This window comes from Bartonella sp. CL435QHHD (assembly GCF_042195095.1).
Lineage (GTDB): Bacteria > Pseudomonadota > Alphaproteobacteria > Rhizobiales > Rhizobiaceae > Bartonella.
Genome location: NZ_JBHINS010000005.1, coordinates 1 through 17,487, shown reverse-complemented (window position 1 = coordinate 17,487; position 17,487 = coordinate 1). Strand labels below are relative to the sequence as shown.

At 39.7% G+C, this 17,487-nt stretch carries 21 protein-coding genes and 2 pseudogenes; 6 read left to right on the top strand and 17 right to left on the bottom strand.

Features of this window, described 5'->3' with window-relative positions; translation table 11 throughout:
- Positions 1–219 precede the first annotated feature (219 nt).
- The gene (locus ACFILH_RS00155) at positions 220–1,377 is read left to right on the top strand and encodes a tyrosine-type recombinase/integrase (protein ID WP_375667177.1); all 1,158 of its coding nucleotides are present in this window, start codon (positions 220–222) and stop codon (positions 1,375–1,377) included.
- Between the two features lie 275 nt (positions 1,378–1,652).
- A pseudogene (locus tag ACFILH_RS00150) lies at positions 1,653–2,244 on the top strand (antA/AntB antirepressor family protein).
- Positions 2,245–2,354: 110 nt separating this feature from the next.
- Here ACFILH_RS00150 and ACFILH_RS00145 read toward each other — a convergent pair.
- The 5 genes from ACFILH_RS00145 to ACFILH_RS00125 form a co-directional block, all read right to left on the bottom strand.
- On the bottom strand, positions 2,355–4,397 hold the full coding sequence (locus ACFILH_RS00145; RefSeq protein ID WP_375667176.1) for an ATP-binding protein: 2,043 nt from the start codon (positions 4,395–4,397) through the stop codon (positions 2,355–2,357).
- Positions 4,398–4,604: 207 nt separating this feature from the next.
- Positions 4,605–4,817 carry a hypothetical protein gene (locus tag ACFILH_RS00140; RefSeq protein ID WP_375624260.1) on the bottom strand — a complete coding sequence of 71 codons (213 nt, stop codon included), beginning with the start codon at positions 4,815–4,817 and terminating at the stop codon, positions 4,605–4,607.
- Positions 4,810–5,016: a hypothetical protein gene (locus tag ACFILH_RS00135; protein ID WP_375667175.1), complete on the bottom strand. Its 207-nt coding sequence runs from the start codon at positions 5,014–5,016 to the stop codon at positions 4,810–4,812. Before ACFILH_RS00135 ends, ACFILH_RS00140 begins: the two co-directional genes overlap by 8 nt.
- Entirely contained in the window at positions 4,949–5,176 is a 228-nt protein-coding gene (locus tag ACFILH_RS00130) for a hypothetical protein (RefSeq protein WP_375667174.1), read from the bottom strand. Before ACFILH_RS00130 ends, ACFILH_RS00135 begins: the two co-directional genes overlap by 68 nt.
- Positions 5,173–5,835 carry a lysozyme gene (locus ACFILH_RS00125; RefSeq protein WP_375667173.1) on the bottom strand — a complete coding sequence of 221 codons (663 nt, stop codon included), beginning with the start codon at positions 5,833–5,835 and terminating at the stop codon, positions 5,173–5,175. The genes ACFILH_RS00130 and ACFILH_RS00125 overlap by 4 nt, the downstream gene beginning before the upstream one ends.
- Before the next feature lie 220 nt (positions 5,836–6,055).
- Between ACFILH_RS00125 and ACFILH_RS00120 the strand changes: the two genes are divergently transcribed.
- A complete protein-coding gene (locus ACFILH_RS00120; protein ID WP_375643801.1) occupies positions 6,056–6,298 on the top strand; it encodes a type II toxin-antitoxin system RelE/ParE family toxin in 243 nt (80 codons plus the stop codon).
- Positions 6,285–6,605: an addiction module antidote protein gene (locus ACFILH_RS00115; protein WP_010705378.1), complete on the top strand. Its 321-nt coding sequence runs from the start codon at positions 6,285–6,287 to the stop codon at positions 6,603–6,605. The genes ACFILH_RS00120 and ACFILH_RS00115 overlap by 14 nt, the downstream gene beginning before the upstream one ends.
- A gap of 44 nt (positions 6,606–6,649) precedes the next feature.
- Here the strand turns inward: ACFILH_RS00115 and ACFILH_RS00110 are convergent.
- From ACFILH_RS00110 to ACFILH_RS00070, 9 genes and pseudogenes are all read right to left on the bottom strand, one after another.
- Positions 6,650–7,176: pseudogene (locus ACFILH_RS00110) on the bottom strand (antA/AntB antirepressor family protein).
- Between the two features lie 303 nt (positions 7,177–7,479).
- On the bottom strand, positions 7,480–8,796 hold the full coding sequence (locus ACFILH_RS00105) for a contractile injection system protein, VgrG/Pvc8 family (RefSeq protein WP_375667172.1): 1,317 nt from the start codon (positions 8,794–8,796) through the stop codon (positions 7,480–7,482).
- On the bottom strand, positions 8,793–9,017 hold the full coding sequence (locus ACFILH_RS00100; RefSeq protein WP_375632042.1) for a tail protein X: 225 nt from the start codon (positions 9,015–9,017) through the stop codon (positions 8,793–8,795). The genes ACFILH_RS00105 and ACFILH_RS00100 overlap by 4 nt, the downstream gene beginning before the upstream one ends.
- Positions 9,014–9,394 carry a phage tail protein gene (locus ACFILH_RS00095; RefSeq protein ID WP_375643820.1) on the bottom strand — a complete coding sequence of 127 codons (381 nt, stop codon included), beginning with the start codon at positions 9,392–9,394 and terminating at the stop codon, positions 9,014–9,016. The genes ACFILH_RS00100 and ACFILH_RS00095 overlap by 4 nt, the downstream gene beginning before the upstream one ends.
- Positions 9,395–9,399: 5 nt before the next feature.
- Complete coding sequence (locus tag ACFILH_RS00090; protein WP_375667171.1) at positions 9,400–11,463, bottom strand: phage tail tape measure protein; 2,064 nt, start codon at positions 11,461–11,463, stop codon at positions 9,400–9,402.
- A complete protein-coding gene (locus ACFILH_RS00085) occupies positions 11,460–11,522 on the bottom strand; it encodes a hypothetical protein (RefSeq protein WP_234924827.1) in 63 nt (20 codons plus the stop codon). Before ACFILH_RS00085 ends, ACFILH_RS00090 begins: the two co-directional genes overlap by 4 nt.
- A gap of 47 nt (positions 11,523–11,569) precedes the next feature.
- Positions 11,570–11,857, bottom strand: a complete 288-nt coding sequence (locus ACFILH_RS00080; RefSeq protein WP_273791694.1) for a phage tail assembly protein — start codon at positions 11,855–11,857, stop codon at positions 11,570–11,572.
- Position 11,858: 1 nt separating this feature from the next.
- Entirely contained in the window at positions 11,859–12,365 is a 507-nt protein-coding gene (locus tag ACFILH_RS00075; protein ID WP_375667170.1) for a phage major tail tube protein, read from the bottom strand.
- Positions 12,365–13,576, bottom strand: a complete 1,212-nt coding sequence (locus ACFILH_RS00070) for a phage tail sheath subtilisin-like domain-containing protein (protein WP_375667169.1) — start codon at positions 13,574–13,576, stop codon at positions 12,365–12,367. Before ACFILH_RS00070 ends, ACFILH_RS00075 begins: the two co-directional genes overlap by 1 nt.
- 348 nt (positions 13,577–13,924) lie before the next feature.
- Here ACFILH_RS00070 and ACFILH_RS00065 point away from each other — a divergent pair, with 348 nt between their 5' ends.
- Together ACFILH_RS00065 and ACFILH_RS00060 are read left to right on the top strand one after the other, a co-directional pair.
- Complete coding sequence (locus ACFILH_RS00065; RefSeq protein ID WP_375637929.1) at positions 13,925–14,443, top strand: Rha family transcriptional regulator; 519 nt, start codon at positions 13,925–13,927, stop codon at positions 14,441–14,443.
- 123 nt (positions 14,444–14,566) lie between these two features.
- Positions 14,567–14,818 (top strand): type II toxin-antitoxin system prevent-host-death family antitoxin, encoded by a 252-nt coding sequence (locus ACFILH_RS00060; protein WP_375637928.1) that lies wholly within the window; start codon positions 14,567–14,569, stop codon positions 14,816–14,818.
- A gap of 75 nt (positions 14,819–14,893) precedes the next feature.
- Here ACFILH_RS00060 and ACFILH_RS00055 read toward each other — a convergent pair whose 3' ends face one another.
- The 3 genes from ACFILH_RS00055 to ACFILH_RS00045 all read right to left on the bottom strand — a co-directional run bounded on the left by ACFILH_RS00055 (position 14,894) and on the right by ACFILH_RS00045 (position 17,321).
- The gene (locus ACFILH_RS00055) at positions 14,894–15,202 is read right to left on the bottom strand and encodes a HigA family addiction module antitoxin (RefSeq protein WP_273721170.1); all 309 of its coding nucleotides are present in this window, start codon (positions 15,200–15,202) and stop codon (positions 14,894–14,896) included.
- Between the two features lie 10 nt (positions 15,203–15,212).
- On the bottom strand, positions 15,213–15,491 hold the full coding sequence (locus tag ACFILH_RS00050; protein WP_375618870.1) for a type II toxin-antitoxin system RelE/ParE family toxin: 279 nt from the start codon (positions 15,489–15,491) through the stop codon (positions 15,213–15,215).
- Between the two features lie 447 nt (positions 15,492–15,938).
- The gene (locus ACFILH_RS00045) at positions 15,939–17,321 is read right to left on the bottom strand and encodes a Bgr_08870 family protein (RefSeq protein ID WP_375667168.1); all 1,383 of its coding nucleotides are present in this window, start codon (positions 17,319–17,321) and stop codon (positions 15,939–15,941) included.
- Positions 17,322–17,487 lie beyond the last annotated feature (166 nt).

Sequence of the window (17,487 nt, the reverse complement as noted above, 5' to 3'; positions counted from 1 at the left end):
AAAATGGTGCCCCCAGAGAGCGAATCAGGCTTTAGCAACAAGATTCAAAGTATATAAAGATGTATAAGGGCGTATTGATGTCTATAGCTTTTTATGATTCAATAAAAAAATTAAGTATTAAAGGAACAATCTCAAATCAGAAATTAAAGGTGGTCTAAAAGGTGGACCAAAAAAGGTGGACGAGCAATGCTTGAAAAGGTGGACGAGAGGGGACGTTAAGTGAGGGCAATTCATCGGTTATCAGCATTACTTGTAAAGTCCTCTCTACAAGGAAAATATTGTGATGGGGCAGGGCTATGGTTGAATGTTCGAAAAGACAATACACGCTCTTGGTTTTTTCGCTATACGCACCATAATAAGCGCCGTGAAATGGGACTTGGTCCTGTTACGAAACTCTCTTTAAAAGAAGCGCGTGAGCTTGCAAGATATTATAGTGATATTCTTAAAGAAGGCAATGATCCTATTGTCTTTCGAGAACAGACTATTTTAAAACAGCAAAGCAATATCTTCCAAGAAATTGCAAAAGCGGCTTTTGAAAGCAAAAAAGCAGAGTTGAAAAATGAAGGTAAAAACGGCCGCTGGTTTTCTCCACTAGAGTTGCACGTGATTCCACACATAGGCAAATTACCTATAGAAAAATTAACAGCCAATATCATTCGCAATGTTCTAGCACCCCTTTGGCATGAAAAAGCAGACACAGCGCGAAAAGCGCTTAACCGTATCAATATTTGCTTGAAATATGCAGCGGCTCTTGGTTTAGATGTTGATCTACAGGCTTGTATGAAGGCACGCGCGCTTTTAGGAAAACCACGTACGACTTCAACAAATATTCCTGCTATGCCATGGCAAGAGGTTCCGGCATTTTATCAAAGCTTAGATGATAAGATCCTTTCAAATTTAGCATTGAAGTTACTTATTTTGACGGGAGCACGGTCATATTCATTGCGCTATTTGCGCCTTGAACAAGTTGACAAAAATATATGGACGATACCAAAAGAAAACATGAAAGGTATTGTAGGAAAAGTTTCAGACTTTCGTGTGCCACTGAGTGATGAAGCTTTGAGAGTTATTGAAAAAACTCTCCCCTTTGAAAAGAATGGTTTCCTCTTTTCTGGTCTTACGGGCAAGCCAATTTCTGATGCCACCATGGCAAAGTATATGACAGTTTGTGGTTTGACTTATCGTCCCCATGGTTTTCGTTCAAGCTTACGGGATTGGATAGCAGAAACAACGTCAACACCATTTGAGATTGCCGAAACTGTTCTTGCCCATTCAGTTGGAAGTTCAGTGACAAAAGCTTATATGCGAACGGATTTTTTGGAACAACGACGTGTTCTCTTAGAACAATGGGCATCTTTTATATCAGGAACTACTTGACAGGATTATAACAATGTTTCTATTGTCGAATCAGATGCCTGAAAAACGCCTTAAATCGATAGCGGACAGATTGCCGACACAATCTCTTCTTCGCACATTAAAGGCTTTGACTCATTATATGTTACACGCATATAATGGCTTTGTCGGGTGTAGTTACGCTATACAATACCCTTTATGGGAAAAGCATAACCGACGGATTATCGACCGTGTTTTTCAGCACCAGGCACTCTTTTATTGAGTGTCAGTGAAAAACATCTAATCGATAGGAGTTCATCATGAACACTCTTATAAAAATATCAGAACAAGTCATTGATCAGCAAACCATTCAAACTGTTAATGCGCGTGAATTGCATACGTTTTTAGAAGTTAATATACGCTTCAACGATTGGATTTCACGACGGATTGAAGAATATTCTTTTCAAGAAAATCAGGACTTTGTGAGTTTTACTCAAAAAAGAGTAAAACCTAATCCCTTTCAGGAAAATCAAAGCTTTGTGAGTTTTGGTAAAAATTTACCGAAACCTAAAGGCGGGTCGTCCAAGTACAGAATATCATATCACTTTAGACATGGCGAAAGAGCTCTCAATGGTGGAACGTAATGAGAAAGGACGTCAAGCACGCCGTTACTTTATTGAGTGTGAAAAGAAACTAAGAAACCAATCTGTTGATTATGATAATGATACGCGCTTTGATTTGCCAAGCTATTGGGAAGGTATGAACGCTGGCGAAAAAAATTTATATCTTTTAGGTCCTATTCATATGCGTCTTCTTGATGCCTTCAGAGTAGATGAAGAGAACAGAAAATACAAAGCTCTCATTAAAGAAGCAAAACAGGTCTTAGAAAAATCTGTTACGAAAGCCGCTTAGTTTAAATCACAATCCATCTCCCCGTTTTAAAAGTGGGGAGGGGGTGAAGTTTTAATTTTTGAAATCTACTGTTTTAAATGCGCAAAGAGGTTGTCTCGCGCATCTAAAAATTAAACCTTTAATGTAGAAATAAATGCTTCATTCCTTAATTTTGCATCCTGCAATAAATCATTCCATTCTATTATTTCAACGGTTCCTCGAAAATCACCTTGTAGAAGAGTAGTTCTCCCTCGCCCATTAGCTGTTTTCTGCCATGTCGACGTTTGCGTTTTAAGTTCACCTTCTATATCGGCAATAATATAACAATAAAAAACACACTGCTCTGAAATCTTTATTTTCTTATTATCAAATGTCTTTATACTTTTTCCTTTAAGTTCGTTAAGGTATATGTTTATTTGTTCCATGGGGGTGTAACCCGTTTTATATGTTTTCTGACCTGGTCTTTTAAACTCCACCAACATTAACTTGTCCAGATCTGCATCAAGACGACCTTCAAGTCCTAGAGCATGCAATTTATCATAACATAATAAATCAGGACGAATTCTTTTTGTACTATTCTTCGCGATTTTTTTGATAGACACATCCGAAGCGAAGTATTTTGTAAATGTTAATCGCTCATCAATAATCCATAAATCATGCGTTAAATTTTCCTGAGATTCAGGATCATCGCCCCGAACACGCATTGGACAAATAAGTTCATGCAATGTTTTCTCTAGATGCGGGACTTCTTGACCATTAACATTTTTCTTAACCTCTATTATTAATTCTCCTAAAATATCAAGTATAACTTTACGACGTATAACATACTCTGCTAACTGTCTTGTTTCTTCATCTTTAACTTCTTTTGCAAGTTCAGAAATTTTTTGGGAAAAGCTGTATGTATTAGTATTCCCTTTAGTAATTTCACGGTATATGTTTTCAATTCTCAAATTTTGCTTTTTTTCTCTTCGAAGCTTATGAATAGCCAGTGTCTTAACAAAGTCTTCTGTATCCTTTGCAGATTTAGGAAGTTTTTCTAATAGTTTTTCATAACTATCAAAACAATAGGAAGGATGTGTTCTACAAAATTCTTTTAATTTATTTAAACGTTTTTCTTCGTATTCTTCATTTTCTGGAGCAAGAACGCTATCTACAATATTGTTAGCAACGGAACGTAAAATATTTTTCAATATTTTATTCTTAAAAGAAAAATGCGTTCTTTCTTGATTAACTCTATCATCTAAATACTGACCACTTATGCAACCATGATACACTAGCCCTTGGTCTCCAAATTTTCCGAAACCAATAAGGTTATCGATGCTTTCAGTAGTCACAGTACGATCATGTGCGAAAAGATGTAGATAGTGGTTCTTCCCTTTAAAGTTAAGGTTAGCATCCGCCATACAAATAAAATTACGAATTTTTAATAAACCAAAATCTGCGGTTTCAAGTGTAATCTCTCCCCTATTTTCTACTAAATATTTTTTAACTTTCTGCGCTAAATTGACAGACATCTGATCATCACGAAAAGTTATTTGAGGAAGTTGTTCTAAAATTAAATCTGAAAAAAAATGTGCCCCAATATGATCGATAATTGCTTCAGTTTCGCGTGGAAAATGTTTTTGGTACGCTACATCTCTTAAACCGGTAAAAATAATTTCTGTTCCGGTTACTTCTTGATTAATAAGAGGTATTTTTGAATGATCAAGAATCTGATTTTCCTCTTCCAAACAAAATGTAAAGCTTCTCTGGTAAAGCTGATCTTCTTCAAGGAATATACTTTTAACTCGTATTTTCTTAAAGGCATCCAACCATAGCAGCCGCCCAACTCCTTTTCCTCCTTTTTCTAATTTAAAATTAGTATCTACAGTGCAAAAAGCTTGAAAGTGCTCATCATCCAATCCTACACCATTGTCTTTAACTATAATTTCAAGTGTTTCATTTTTATCTATATCTTTGATTTCTATATCTATGTTACCCGCGCTTTTGTAATCTTCTTGCTTAGAATCTTCAAGCGCGTGAATAGCGTTGCTTACCGCTTCAAAAACAGGCTGCAAAGCTTCCATTTCAGTGGACGGTTTAGGAAAACGACGAACTCTTCCAGCAAGATTTTCTTTCATAGAAAACTTTTCAGTTTTATTCTTTTCTTGTTTTTGAACTGCGACGTTTTCCATAATTATTCCCACCTTTTTAGCCGATAATATTACGAAATATACCTATTAAACGCACGTATATTAACAATTTGTTATTATTATAGAACAAATTTTTAATTCTTTGAAATCCACTGTTTTAAATGGGCGAAGGCATTCTCTATCGCCTCCATGAGACGAGCAAAATTAAGAAACCATTTGCTAAAGAATTTCGCGCGTCTCAGAGTATGTTTAGAGTCGGATATTTGGTTTTTGTGTAAAAATACTTACTAATGCATCCATAATACGTGAAAAATCAAGCGCTAATAAGAGTATAATGAGTACAATCCATTTCGTATAACGCGACATCACTTTTACACTTTTGTAGGTCATGATGATTTCTTGAAGTATTTCTTTTTCTGCTTCCGTAAGCTCTGTATCGTCTTGCGTTTTTTTTCTAGCCATGTTTCCACCCACACACGCGTTCACCTAGATTATTGTGCTTTAAGATCTCTCTTGCTAAGTTTGAACTGATGGCGTTCAGATCTTGCTTATCTAAATAAATTGGCAACCAGCCAACACAAGAAGAAGCATATTTATTTGTCGCGCAACCAGTCAGAGAGAGCAGCACGCACATCAGCATCACTTTTTTGATTAACTTCACTTTCCACCTCCAGACGTGTTGTGGCTGCTTTTAAAGCTTTTTCTGTTTGCTTTTGTTGCTCTGCTTTTTTCCCAAGAGTAAAAGCTCTTGCTAATGCAATAAAAAAAGCGACTAAAGCCGCGCCTGTTATCATCAGATTTCTTTTCATCCATAAGATCATAGACGATGCTCCTGAAAGCGTTTAGCAACAAAGAAAATACCAGCACATGCGGCTAAAATCATAATGGTGGCCAAAGCCCATTGGATGGGTCCATTTCCTGCTAATAAGCCTCCAAGCCCAGAAAAAGAACCAATAATCGGTGCCAATGCTTCGGCTTTGAAAACCCCCGTTGGTGCTTGCGTTTCTACTGTTTGATAATTGGAGGAAACAAAAGCCCCTTTCGCCCATAAGCCTGTTTCTGCCGCACGCCGGTGTGCTAGACCTTCAAGACGCTTACCGCCTGCTTTGGTCCATTTCTGTAGCTCGGCAGGGACAGCTTCATATTCACCTTGATTGAGCTTTTTTAACAGTGTCGAGTTACAAAAGGCTCCTGTTCCTACATTATAGCAAAAGGAGACTAACGCCGCGAATTGTTCATCCGTTAATGAAACTGTAACCGCGCGTTCAACAGCATTCTCAAATTGTCTTAAGTCTTGGCAAAGAAGTTCTTCTGCTTGCTTTTCCGTGATGGTCATGCCTTCGTAAATAAAAGGCTTTCCAGCATTGTTTGTATGTCCATAACCTATTGTCCACACACCAATGGTATCTTTGTAGGCGTTTAAACGCAAGCCTTCCCATTGTTTGATAAGTGCTAGCCCTTCTGATGATATTTTTCGCATATGCTTCTCCATAAAAAAAGCTCCGCAAAAAGCAGAGCTGGATTAAAAAATTGACATCTTTCTCATTCGGAAAGATAGCTTGGTTAAGCTTCATGTCGCTTTTTCATTGGAACAAAAGAATGTATTTGACATTGTAATAATTGTATCTTATAAATTACAAATGTTTACAGTATACAAAACAGAGCATTTTATAAAATGGCTAGATTCTTTAAAAGATTAGATTGCGCAAGCGCATATTGTTAAACGGATAGCAAGAATAGAAACGGGATTTCTTGGAAATGTAAAATTTTTCCGTGGAATTGGAGAGTTAAAGATACATCGTGGTCCTGGCTATAGAATCTATTTTGTAAAACAAGGTAAACAAATCATTTTATTACTGAATGCTGGTGATAAATCTACACAACAAAAGGATATCAAAAAAGCTCTTCAATTAGTAAAGGAAATAAAACATGGAAATTACTAAATTTGACACAAGTGAATATTTCAAGACACCTGAGACACAAAGGATTCTTTTAGAAGATGCTCTTGAAAGCAAAGATAGTAAGTATCTTGCCCATGCTCTTGGTATAATAGCGAAAAACCAAGGAATGAGTAAAATCGCCCAAAATACAGGGCTATCAAGAGAGTCTCTTTATCGTTCTTTAAGTGATAAAGGTGACCCACGGCTTTCTACTTTTCTCAGTGTTTTGAGTGCTTTAAATTTGCAGATTAGTTTAGCGCCTATCCAAAATAATTGTAAGGAACAAGCGGCTTTAGAAGAAGCATCTTGACTACCTCCTCATTTTGAAATGGGGAGGGGAGGCATATTTTTTACTTAAGCGGCTTTCACGACAGATCTTTCTAAGACTTGTTTTGCTTCTTTGATTATGGCTTTGTAATGCTTGCTTTCTTCTACCAACGTACAGGCTTTGACAAGATGCATGTGGAGAGGTTCATAAATGTAAACAGCCTTTTTAGTCGGAGACATTTTATCCCAATCTTTTGGGAAAGCAAAACGTATATCATCATAATCAATAAATTGACTTTTTAGTTTCTTTTTACATTCAATAAAGTAACGACGAGCTTGGCGTCCTTCTCATTGCGTTCAACCATTGAGAGCTCTTTCGCCATATCTAAGGTAAGATGATATTCTTTACTTATAACATTTTTACGTTTCTCATTTTTGAGAAACGTAAAACCATAATCTTGATTTTCCAAAAATCCATATTCTTTAATACGGCGTACAATCCAATCTGCAAATTTAGAATTGACTTCTAAAAACGTATGTAATTTACGTGCGTTAACCGTTTGAACAGTTTATTGACCAATATTTTGTTCTTTAATTTCTATAAGAGTGTTCATAAGAATTCCTTACTATTTAGATGTTTCTCAATGACACTTTTAAAAAGTGCCGGGTGCTAAGAAACACGGTAGTAAGTCCGTCGTTATGCTTTTCCCAAAAGGGTATTGTATAGCGTAACTACACCCGACAAGATCATTATATGCATGTCACATACAATGAGTCAAAGCCTTTAAACGTGCGGAGAAGAGATTGTTTCGTAACCAAATCCGCTTACTATTAAGGTGTTTCTTAGGCACCTAATTCGGTTATTCATATTGTCGCCACATTGTCAAGTGGCTTCTGATAATTTTTTGATATTTTTGCTAATTGATATCCTCTTCATCCATATGGATAACGCCTTCGCCTTCGTCGCATGCGTTTGGTGGAGCGTTTGGATCAAGGGTATCATCCTTGTCTGGTGTGGTGTTTGCAACGTTTCCAGCCGCATCTTCTTGGGTTTCATCAAAAAGCTCGCAATCTATTTTTGTGGTATAACCACCTGTTTTATCAAGCTTGTGTTTAACGCTTTTGATGCGCCATTCTGCTGGAATATAGGGGCGGAAAGAGGGCTCCTGAACAAGCTTTGCTTCTGCTTGTACAAAGGGATCACCACCGATATCACATGAGAAAGAAGACTTACCGCGTGATGATTTATTGCGATAAGCAGCAATGGCTGCAACAGTCTCTGATTGGTTATGGTAGGTGTATTTGAGTTCATGAAACGGTGCTTTGCCAACTTTGACTTCTTTTTTTTCACCACTGCGGATATCATGATAGGTTGCGAGAACACCGCCTTTCTTCTCTTTGTCTTCTTCTTTTTTCTCAGATTCTTTTTCTGCTTTTTCCGATTCAGATGATAATGGTGCTGTTCTGCCACTGTCATCCATATGGATAAAGTTTTCATCATCATCAATCTCTTCTGGTTCTCGTGCATCAGCAGCGGCTTTTTGGTCGTCTCCCACATCTGTTTCTAAGCCATTTGCTGCTCCTGCTTCATCCCGTGCGCTGTATTTAAAATCCCAAGAGGTACAATGTTTCTCATGAATAACAACAATAGGGAGTGTTTCACCGGTGATGGCTTTGCCTTCACCCCGTTTGGCGAGCACCAGTTTGCCATCAACGGGCTTTGCTACCGCATCATATTCTTCTGCGAGGCGTGCGGCAAAAGCCATATCACTTTCTGATGTTTGATCAATATGACGCACAACGATTTTTGCAAGAGAAGGATCAACCTTTGGCGTATAGCCATTACGCTCTGCTATCTCTTGAACAATACTGCCAAGGGTTTGTTGGTGATAGGATTGGCTTTTGGGGGTTCTGTAAGACGTGTTCATTGATGCGGCGCGTCCTGTAACACTTAAGCTTTGTGGTGGGCTGCTTACAGAGATTTCGTCTATCAGATAGGCTCCCATATCGCGGTTTTTGCCCCCTTCATAGCCAAGTGTGACAGAAATGATTGTTCCGATGAGAGGAATATCAAGAAAGCCGTTATCACTGTCCCGGGCGCGGTCATCAAGCTCTATAGTGATACGATCACTTTTGTTTTCTGCTTCATCGGTAATTTCAATCGACAAAACATAATCCATAAGAGTTTTTGTGATGTCTTCTCCATTTGCCAGAACCATGCAAAAAGGTTTCATGATTTGCTACCCCAAATTCTGATTACTGGTGTGGCTTTCGGATAGGGGAGGGTTGGTAAGAGTATCGTGATGCCTGCTTTTAAGATGGGTCCATAGTCTGCAAGCCCAAAATTAGCTGCATAGACGCGTTCAACAGCAAGCGCTTGCTGACCTTTGGCATAGTATTTCCAGCAAATGGCATCAACCATATCGCCATCTTTGGTTATATAAAGGTCACTCATAGGTCTTCACCATATTCTCTCAATTTTATCGTAAATTCTTGTTTTTTGGGGGTGCCGTTATGATGAAAAACGCTTTGTTTTTCCTCTACAGAAAGAATGACAAACTTACCTAAGATTTTGCCTTGACCGGTCACAAGAATGTGAGGTCCTTCATGTGCCATTTGCCGTAAATATTCGAGCTGTCTGTGACCACCTTTGAAATCTGGATAAATCACGCCTGCTAAAGAAAATTCCGCATTTGCAACAGCAGGCAATTGAAGAGCAGTCTTTCGCCCCAATCGCCCTTGCTCTACCCATGGAACCCCATAAGACATATCAAGTGTTTGATAAGTTGCTGTTTCAATGGAAAAAATAAAACCACCTAAAGCTAACATCATGGTATTTAATCCGAAAGGCTAGAGGCTATGGCTAAATGTTGCTGTTTTGCATAGCGTTCAAGTGCTTGATTGACAGCGTCTCTGATTTCGTCCTTAAGACCATTTGGTACTGAAATATTGAGATTTGTAATGGTTACACGGGCGTCTACTTCAACAGGTTTGTGAATCGTAATGGGTTCTGGAACTTCAAAGGAACCCACTTTTGTATTTGGAGTTTCTATGTATTCTGTTTCGACTGTCCCTGTATTAAAACCACTCTTGCGTTTTTCAGATGGAGCATTGGGTACAATTGCTGTATCAACCATTTTTTTTGCACGTGCATTGGTTTCTTCGGTAAAGGTTTTAATGGTCTGCGTTGAAGTCTTGTCTATTGAAACATTAAACCCTAACTTTTCTTTCACCCAATTAGGCATCCAACTGGTTAATTTCTTCATCATATTGCCAAAACCGTTATACAGATCATCCCATTTGCTTTTGATGCCCTCCCAAAGCCCATTAATAAGATTGGAGCCTATTTCCATTAAATCGACACCAAACAGCCATTCAATGAGTTCATTGATTTTTTTCGAAATCCAAGTCAGTGGTGAAAAGTTTTTAAAGAACGTCAAGAGGTTATTGAAAACATTACTACATAAGCTGTAAAAAGAATCCCATAGCTTGCTTATAAAGCTTATGACTGTATCCCAATGTTTGTAGAGCAGATATCCGGCAGCAACAAGAGCTGCAATGCCACCAATAATCCAGCCAATAGGTGTGGTCATGATTGCGATACCAAGCGATATAAAAGCAGAACTAACGGCAGTTATTGCTGGAATGAGTGAAGCTATAAGAACTGCCCCAACCGCGGCTAAAGATGCTGCTACCCAACCATTGAGTTTGTCCCAATATTGATAGAGGACAAAGAGCGCTGCAATGCCACCCATTAACCAACCGATAGGTGTCGTCATAATTGTGATACCAAGGCTAACAAACGCTGTTCCTACGGCTGCTAATGCGGCAATGAGTGGACCAAAAATGAACGAACCAAGTGCCACAAGTCCTACCTTAAAGAGGGTTATTTCACCAATCAGAGGTTCTAGCCATTGGAACCAGCCTTTAATCCTCTCTGTAAGATCACTTATGCCTTTTCTTAAATCAGAGGTAGGATTAAGCAAATCATTAAGGACTTTTTTTAAGGTTTTTGCCCAGCTCGCAACGGTTGTTTGAATGAGGTCGCGGTTTTCATCAATCAACTTTGAAAAACCGTCAATCATATCATTAATCACGGGCATGAAACGCGCGCCAATAAAGCTCGCGATACCGCCTATTTTTTTCTTAAAAGCACCAAGCTTATCACTCAAATCTGCTGCATAGCGTGCAACATCGGCACCTATCAGCCATTTTCCTTTTCGCGCCTTTGCAAATAGTTCTTTGATAGGCGCCATGCCTTGTGCAAGCATGGCGGCCATTTCTTTACCATCCCCACCAAACAGCAGAGAAGCAATATGCTCTCTTTGTGCTTGATTTTTCATCTTACTCATCTTGTCAGTAATTTCTTCTAACAAGACAGAAGTGGATTTGAGTTTTCCAGAAGTGTTTTTGACAGAAATGCCAAGCGCTTCAAAGCCCATCATGCCTCTTTTTTGTCCAGCATATGCTTGTGCTGAACGCCTATTTAAAACCGCTAAGGATTGTTGAAAAAGCTCGGCAGAAGTGCCTGAATTATCGGCTGCATCCCCCCATAATTGAAGTGATGCAACACTCATTCCCAAATGCTGTGATGCATGGTGAAGACTATCCCCAAGATGCATGGTTTGCATGGTAACGGAGATCAAGCTTGCCACAAGACCATCACCAGTAAGCCCTAAAGCACCGGTAAATACCGAAGCACGACTTGCCGCTGTACCAAGGGCTCTTTGAACGCCTTTAAGGCATGCTGTCATATTTTTTAGTGCAGCAGAAAAGTGGGGAATATTTAATGTATGCGACAAATTATTAAAAGATTCTTGTATACGTTTGAGAGGTGCGGTGAGTTTGTCCTCAAGAGTCAATTTTACCTTTGCATCGGCACCCTTAGTTGTTTTACTCATTTTGTCTTATACCTTTCTGCTGCTTGTTTTCGCCAGAATATTAATTCTTGTGGTTCCATTTCCATCATGTCTGAAAGGGACCAATGGAACACAATGGTAATATCGGCTATGAGTTTAGCGGCGGTTTCCCAGTCGAGGTATCCCGCCGCTTGATAAAAGACTCCAAAATCTCTCCAATGCTCGATAAGTCATTGATGTCGAGTTCACCAACAGCTTCATGTGGCCATGCAGAAAGGCGAGAAACCATAGCGATTGTTTGTTCAACGCCTTCCTTCTTATCTATTGCTTGCACATCTTTTGTTTTGGGGCGCCGTAAGGTGATTTCGGTATGCTCTTTTCCTTCAAAGGTAATCGGTACAAGTAATTTATGTGTAATGCTTGTTTGGACTGTCATTTTATAATCCTATATTTTCTCTATGGTCTGCGAGTTGATTGACGCCATTGAATTTTCTCACCAAGTTGAGGACATCTATCTCAACGATTTCAACGTCCTTCTGGACATATTTGAAATACTGCAATGTGAAGGTAGTTGTGGATGTTGCTTTGCTGCCCGGTTGCCATTCTGCCATTTCAAAGCCTTTGCATAGTCCTCTCATGGTAATGACAACACCTTCTGCTGGTGTGCCTTGCGCTTGCATTGAACTTCGTAATGAGATATCGATATCTGTGCGCCCCAACAGTGCCATCAATTCTGGAGAGCAATCAGAAATGGTCATGCTAAGTGTGAGGGTTTCAAGACCAAGGTCAACTTCAATAGAGCTATCCATGCCTCCGCCACGATAACTTTCAACAACCAAACTCAAATTCGGTAATGTTACGCTTTCACATTTTGCTTGATAGGGAATGCCGTCGACAAAAATGTTAAAATATTTCAAAACTCTTGGTAAAACGGGGATAGCCATTAAAAAATCTCCTCTAAATAATCATTCACAATGCGTGAACGGAATGTGATGTGTTCTGCTGGTGTTGTTGGTGTGAATTCGACATTGAAATAGACTCTGCCGTCTTCAATAGCGCTTGCTGTATTCAACTCTAGATCAGGCGTACAACGCCCACCAAGAATGGCGCCTTGTGCTTTTAAATCACGCAAATAGGCATTGACGCTTTCACTGACATCATTCATGTAGGTCTTTTTGATATTGCGGTCGACAGCCCATAGATGTCCGCGCAAAATGGCATCATTGATCATATCTGCGGTGCGTACTACGGATAAGAAAGCAAATTTTGTATCGCTTGAGAGGGTGCGATTACCCCAGAGGCGATAACCATTTTCGCGGATAATTGTTGTGATGTTTTGTTCGTTAAGAAGGTTGGCGCGGCTTGATCTATCACCAATGGAAAAATCAATGGGGCGCGTAATACCAACAATGCCATTGATCACTTTGTTTGAAGGTGAATGCCAAAAACCGTGTGTAAAATCAGTTTTGGCAATGACACCTGCAACTGCTGCACTTGCTGGCTGTTCTATGATTTTTCCATCACGATTCACCTTTACAAAAGGGTCAATAAGAATGACGCGTTTTGAATCAAAATCCTTTGCTGTGCTAAGAGCAGCTTCATCTGTTGTGTTGGGTGCATCAAGCACCACAATAGCACGCAGACGCTCTGCAATGCCAATGAGTTCTGCTGCGACGGGGTTGGCAGTTGCACTAGTTCCATTCTCTTCAATATTCACACTGGAAGGGCGTTGATGTGTAAAGCCTGGAGCGATGAGAATGCGTGGTGTTTGTCCTACAATGGATTGTGCTCCAATGAAAGCATGAACACCTTCATAAGCACCATTTGCGGTTACACCACCCAGAATATTGGTGAGTGTTGCATTTTCGTTGTCACCCTCGTGCACGCGTACGACAACGACAATGGCGCCTACTTGTTTAAAAATAAGATCAAGGGCATTGGGTAAGGTACCTTGACGCTTACCCGTTTTATCGAGTTTTGCAGCTTGTGAAAGAGAGCCCGTTACCAAAACGGGTGTATTAAGGGGAAATGCTTGTTCATCGGCATCGGGTGCTGTGCCAACAATCCCGATAACTGCCGATTGTACCGCGCGAAGGGGGCGGGTGCCGTCGTCAACTTCAACGACTTCAACACCGTGTAAAAAACCTGTTGCCATTTTATACTCCTTTAAATGGTTGGCTAATGAAATGAATGGGAAAAATTAGAGGTGGAAGCCGTTCTGACGAGCGACTTGACAAAAACTTTAAAACCGTTAGATTCATACAAAGGTGCCTAGAAAACACCTTGATAGTAAGCGGATAGATTGCCGAAACAGTCTTTTTCCGTGCATTGAATGCTTTGACTCGTTATATGCGCATAGCGTATAATAATGTTATCGGGTGTAGTTACGCTATAAAATACCCTTATGGGGAAAGCATAACGACGGACTTACTACCGTGTTTTCTAGCACCCGATACCCCTCTAGGGCGTCAATAGAAAACAACTAAATAGTAAGGAGTTCATTATGAACAATCTAGTAACAATCAACAATGATGGTATTGCTGTCACAACCTCTTTGAAAATTGCCGGTGGTGTGGGGAATAGCCACGCTACAGTTATAAAGCTGGTACGTCAAAACATTGAAGACCTTGAAGAATTTGGAAGGGTTGGATTTGAAATCTCACCCTTTGGGACCAAAGGCGGAAGACAGAAAAGAGTAATTGCTATTCTCAACGAACCACAAGCCACTCTACTCATGACCTATATGCGTAACAATGATACGGTGCGTGCATTCAAAAAAGCCCTCGTCAAAGCTTTCTATGATTTAAAAAAACAATTAATTGATAATGATCGTGATACACGCTTTGATTTTCCAAGCAACTGGGATGAAATGGGACCTACTGAAAAAGCTGTTTATATTTATGGACCGCTTCACATGCATCTTGTTAAAGCCTTTACATTAGCAGAAGAGAGCAAACATTATAAAACGCTTGTTGAAGAAGCCAAGCGAGTTTTAGTAAGCTCTGTTGTAAAAGTAGCTTAAGTTAAAAACATGATTTTATCTCCTCGTCTTTGAGGCGGGGAGGTAGTTAATGCCGTAAAATATCTTTACATAATACATATTCTACGTATAATACGTATAATACATTAAAGATAGGATGTGCATATGAAAAAATATAGTTTTACAGATGTAAACCGCGGGGCAGGCGATATTTTAGACGAGGCTATGTCTACACCTGTAGCTTTAACAAAGCGAGGGCGTGAAAAAATCATTATGCTTCCTGTTGATTTATATAATGAATTAGTAAAATCTCGTTCTGGTGCACAATCTTTTGTTTATGCAGATGCACCGCAAAATATATTAGATGATTTAAATCGTGGTTTAGATGACATCTTGAATAGTGATGAACATGTTTAAAGCGGGGGATGTTGTTAGATATTATTATTTATCCAGTATTTCATAAAACATCGTCTCTTCAGAGTGAGGAAGAGATCAAACAGCGTGAAGTGTTGGAACTTTGCTAACATTTGTTTCGCGTTCAGCATGCCACGCATCATAATTGGCTTGCATACGTAACCATATAGCAGCTCCATCACCAAACATTTTGCCAAGACAAGCGGAAATAGCAGGAGAAACAGGCTTTTTTGCGTTCAGAATATCGTAGAGATGTTGGCGTGATATACCAAGCATCTGCGCAATTTCTGATTTTGTTTTGCCTGTCTCAGGAATAATTTCTGCTAAAACTTCTCCTGGATGAGTAGGACAACGGTTTTTATCTCTTTGTGCAGGAATGTCATTCATAACTGTATCCTTAGTGATATTGTTCAAGATCAACACGGTAAGCATTACATGAGTCAAATTCAAAGGTAATACACCATGGTCCGTTAACGTGGACAGTGTAACGGGTAGGTGAATATCCAATCAAAGAATGAAAGTTGAATCCTGGAAGATTCATATCTTCTGGTCTTTCAGAAATATCTAAACGATCAAGACGAACCATGATACGTTTTACAAGTTTCTTATCAATCTTGGATGAATTTCCCGTTTTGAATAATTCTGCCAATGTTTTGCTTTTAAACGTTTTAATCATTCTTTTATATAGCGTAAAATACTTATAATGTCAACAAATAGCTTACATTATAAGTGCTAAAATGGAAAAAATAGTAACATCCCATTAGAAAGCCTTATCGTCTAGACTTGTTTTTCTTTTCTCCACCTCATGCGTAAAGAGAAGAATAGGCGCATGGAGGGGATAAATTTGCACGTTAACATCAATGATTTTACGACCATACCGACGGCTGTCTGAACAAATATTGCTAAAAACTCAGATCCCTTGCTGTTCTTAATAAAGAAAATACGAAGTTTAAATTCTATTGTCATCTTGCTCTCCAAATCAATGAAGAGACTATAACAACCATCATCATGCCGATAAGACTGACACTGTCAGTCAAAAAAGCCCTTTAAAAGGACTTAAAAACATATAAGCCTGCTTATAGAACAGCTATCCATTTGACTTGCGCTATTTTTGGTTTTGTATTTAATCTTTCCACAATCTTATGAGGACAGCCCCATCAGCTCCAGCGCCACTTGAACAATCAGTCCCATGAGAACCAGCACCCCCACCCCCAAAGCCACGCCCCGCTTTTCCTGAACTATATGAGCCTTGTCCCGTTCCTCCAGAGCCCCCTCTTGATGTATCACCCCCAGCATCACCGCCATTACCGCTTGTTTTTCCATTGTTTCCACTCGTTCCAGCACAACCATTTCCACCTTTAGCAAGTCCTGGATGTTCGTCTTTTGCTAAACCAAAATTTCCTCCCACGCCTCCAGCACCACCAGAGCCTGAATAGAAGGAATTCGTACTCCCAGTAATCGAGTGAGAGATACGGGCGTCAGCTCCCCCACCACCCTTTCCTCCGGTAGCGGTAATAAAATTTTTGCCAATGGTTGTTGTTTCTCCAGGCTTACCGCTTACAAAATTCTTTGCAATAGAAGCCCCTCCTTTACCAATGATGATATCCTCGTGACCGTTTAAACTGACTTTATAGCCATACCAGACGGAACAACCACCACCTCCACCACCTCCTCCTAATCCTATCCCAAACGCTCTACCACCACTACCCCCACCACCCCAAGCTTGGATCTCAACTTTAGTTTTATCGGTGACCCAGACGGGCCACTGAATTTTCCCATCCTGTGTATAGAGCAATTCAACATCAGCAAGGGCCGGCCAATTTGTGATTTTATCGATCAAATCTTTTTTAAGACTCTTTATTTGTGCCAAAATGGCGGCATCCACTTGCGCCTTCGTATAAACAACATCACCATCGATTTTAAGTGGTCCTTTAAGCGAGCTTCCGTTTGTGTTTAAATTGGTAACCACTTTGCCATTATAGATAAGGTTAAACGACGAATTACCCAACAGTTCTAAGCCACCACTCATAGTGATTTTGCTGGTAAATTTATTATAACTTTGCCATTCATTTGGGCTTGTGAGGTGCCCATAGCTTGTGAGATCTTCATTGATCTTGGCTCTAAAATCGTCAAGCCCCACGATATCTTCGGTTTTATGTTGATGTGCGCCTAATAGAGAGACAGCACTGCCAAAAGTGAAGTGATTGTTGCTTGCTTTGTAGAGAACATAATTGTTGGCTGCATCTTGTGCACCCTCGATATCACCTAAATCTTTTAAAGTGAAAGTTTTATCCGCTGCCATCTTGCCCTTCAAGGCTGCTTCAAGATCTGCAACATCACTTATTGTGTGCGTGTGTTTTAAAGGCGCTTTTCCCTCTACCTTTTCCTCAACATCTGCAATGGCTTGATCAATTTTGGTCAAGTTTTCGCGCAAGATTGGGAATTCAGAACTGATAAAACGACCTTCTTTAGGCAATTCCATGTCGAGTTTTTTCGTTTTTGTCATCTCTGTTCTCCCATCACAATATACCGGCACCAAAATCACTCACCATGGACCGCGCTGCTGGTCCACCGGTAAGGGTGAGTTTGAGGCGCGCTTGTTTGGCGCCTTTATCACCACTGATAAATTTGCGCTCTGTCCAAAGGGGCTCGGATAACTGCTCTGTTTCCTC

Coding starts and splice junctions, on each gene's coding strand:
- ACFILH_RS00145 (WP_375667176.1), bottom strand. CDS start 4,397: ATGGAAAACGTCGCAGTTCAAAAACAAGAAAAGAATAAAACTGAAAAG.
- ACFILH_RS00140 (WP_375624260.1), bottom strand. CDS start 4,817: ATGGCTAGAAAAAAAACGCAAGACGATACAGAGCTTACGGAAGCAGAA.
- ACFILH_RS00130 (WP_375667174.1), bottom strand. CDS start 5,176: ATGATCTTATGGATGAAAAGAAATCTGATGATAACAGGCGCGGCTTTA.
- ACFILH_RS00125 (WP_375667173.1), bottom strand. CDS start 5,835: ATGCGAAAAATATCATCAGAAGGGCTAGCACTTATCAAACAATGGGAA.
- ACFILH_RS00115 (WP_010705378.1), top strand. CDS start 6,285: ATGGAAATTACTAAATTTGACACAAGTGAATATTTCAAGACACCTGAG.
- ACFILH_RS00105 (WP_375667172.1), bottom strand. CDS start 8,796: ATGAAACCTTTTTGCATGGTTCTGGCAAATGGAGAAGACATCACAAAA.
- ACFILH_RS00100 (WP_375632042.1), bottom strand. CDS start 9,017: ATGAGTGACCTTTATATAACCAAAGATGGCGATATGGTTGATGCCATT.
- ACFILH_RS00095 (WP_375643820.1), bottom strand. CDS start 9,394: ATGATGTTAGCTTTAGGTGGTTTTATTTTTTCCATTGAAACAGCAACT.
- ACFILH_RS00090 (WP_375667171.1), bottom strand. CDS start 11,463: ATGAGTAAAACAACTAAGGGTGCCGATGCAAAGGTAAAATTGACTCTT.
- ACFILH_RS00080 (WP_273791694.1), bottom strand. CDS start 11,857: ATGACAGTCCAAACAAGCATTACACATAAATTACTTGTACCGATTACC.
- ACFILH_RS00075 (WP_375667170.1), bottom strand. CDS start 12,365: ATGGCTATCCCCGTTTTACCAAGAGTTTTGAAATATTTTAACATTTTT.
- ACFILH_RS00070 (WP_375667169.1), bottom strand. CDS start 13,576: ATGGCAACAGGTTTTTTACACGGTGTTGAAGTCGTTGAAGTTGACGAC.
- ACFILH_RS00065 (WP_375637929.1), top strand. CDS start 13,925: ATGAACAATCTAGTAACAATCAACAATGATGGTATTGCTGTCACAACC.
- ACFILH_RS00060 (WP_375637928.1), top strand. CDS start 14,567: ATGAAAAAATATAGTTTTACAGATGTAAACCGCGGGGCAGGCGATATT.
- ACFILH_RS00055 (WP_273721170.1), bottom strand. CDS start 15,202: ATGAATGACATTCCTGCACAAAGAGATAAAAACCGTTGTCCTACTCAT.
- ACFILH_RS00050 (WP_375618870.1), bottom strand. CDS start 15,491: ATGATTAAAACGTTTAAAAGCAAAACATTGGCAGAATTATTCAAAACG.
- ACFILH_RS00045 (WP_375667168.1), bottom strand. CDS start 17,321: ATGACAAAAACGAAAAAACTCGACATGGAATTGCCTAAAGAAGGTCGT.